Source organism: Kitasatospora sp. NPDC048540 (genome assembly GCF_040651175.1).
Classification (GTDB): Bacteria; Actinomycetota; Actinomycetes; order Streptomycetales; family Streptomycetaceae; genus Kitasatospora.
Genome location: NZ_JBEZIR010000274.1, coordinates 1 through 1413, shown reverse-complemented (window position 1 = coordinate 1413; position 1413 = coordinate 1). Strand labels below are relative to the sequence as shown.

Genomic DNA, 1413 nt, shown 5'->3' with positions numbered 1-1413 from the left:
GCGACGAGCATCCACCTCGGATATGTCCCCACCCATGAACACCACAACGAGCGAACCAGACAACCGTCACGGTAAGCACCGTTGCAGTACTAAGTCCCTTTTCTCTCGGCTTGCGATCGCTCGGACGCGTGAACGTCGGCCGTACTGGCGTGCCGGTCAGCGTTCGAGTGATGTTCTGCGGCGCATGGACAGGCGGGCGTATCCGAGCGACTTAACAGATGAGCAGTGGGCGTTGATCGAGCCGATGATCACAACCTGGAAGCAGGGCCGGGTGGCGCGATCGGCAACCGGGGATCCGGGGTCCTGTAGGACGGGCTCGACCAGCGGATCCAGGAGCTCCTGCGCTGCCAGGTACGGGAGAGGGCCTGCCGATTAGAGGACCCGTCCCTGGTGATCATCGACACCCAGTCCGTCCGTGCGGCCGCCGGTGTCCCGAGGACCACGACGGGGCCGGACGCGAACAAGAAGGTGTCGGGGCGCAAGCGGGGACTGGCCGTGGATGTCATGGGGCTGATCATCGGCGTCGTCGTCCTGGCCGCCTCCGCCCACGACAACGCCGCCGGGACCGCCCTGCTCGACCAGGTCGCCGAGCGGTGCGGGATGCGTTTGGAGAAGGCCCTGGTGGACCAGGGGTTCAAGGACGAGGTCGTCATCCACGGCGCTTTGCTGGACATCGACGTCGAGGTGGTTCGCCGCAACCCGGCCGACCCGGGCAAGGGCTTCGTCCCGCAGCCGAAACGGTGGGTGATGGAGCAGACGAACGGCACCTTGATGCTGCATCGGCGCCTCGCTCGAGAGTACGACCACCGGCCCGACAACTTCGCCTCCCGCGTCTACTGGGCCTCCACCGCGAACATTGCCCGCCGCCTCACCGCACCAGCCCCGGCCTGGCGCGACACCCTCGGGCTGGCCGCGTGAACGTCGCCGAACTCGTCGCAGACCTCCGGAGCCGGCAGGACGAGGCCACCGCCCGGGCCGCAGAACTACGCGCCCGGATCGAAGAGCTCGCCGCCGACCTGACGGATACCGAAGCACGGCTCACGGACCTGGCCACCACCCGAAAGATCATCGCGGAGGTCACGCCGGCAGGAACCGGCTCCGAACCACCCGAGACGAACACCACCTACCAGGCCATCGTGAATGCCTCCAACCAGCACCCCGACCAGGCATTCCGGCACGCGAGCTGCACAAACTCCTCGGCATGCCCACCGACGAGGCGTCAGTCAACATCACCCGTAGCCGCCTCGGACGCCTCACTCGCCAAGGCTTCCTCACCCAACCCGGACGAGGCCGCCACCAGAAACGGACTTAACGTCCACTGAGGTCCGTTTGTTGGTTTGTTCGGGGGGTGGGTGGTGGTGGGCGGTCGGTGAGGGTGGCTGTACGAGTCTTTGTATCTGTCTTGGAGTTTTG

At 66.2% G+C, this 1413-nt stretch carries 1 protein-coding gene and 1 pseudogene; both read left to right on the top strand.

Annotation, left to right across the window (positions count from 1 at the left end):
• The first annotated feature begins 184 nt into the window (after window positions 1-184).
• Window positions 185-918 (top strand): annotated as a pseudogene (locus AB0D08_RS40805) (transposase).
• Window positions 915-1322, top strand: coding sequence for a hypothetical protein (locus AB0D08_RS40800; protein ID WP_359895435.1), 408 nt, complete (start codon window positions 915-917; stop codon window positions 1320-1322). Before AB0D08_RS40805 ends, AB0D08_RS40800 begins: the two are co-directional and overlap by 4 nt.
• The last annotated feature ends 91 nt before the right edge of the window (window positions 1323-1413 follow it).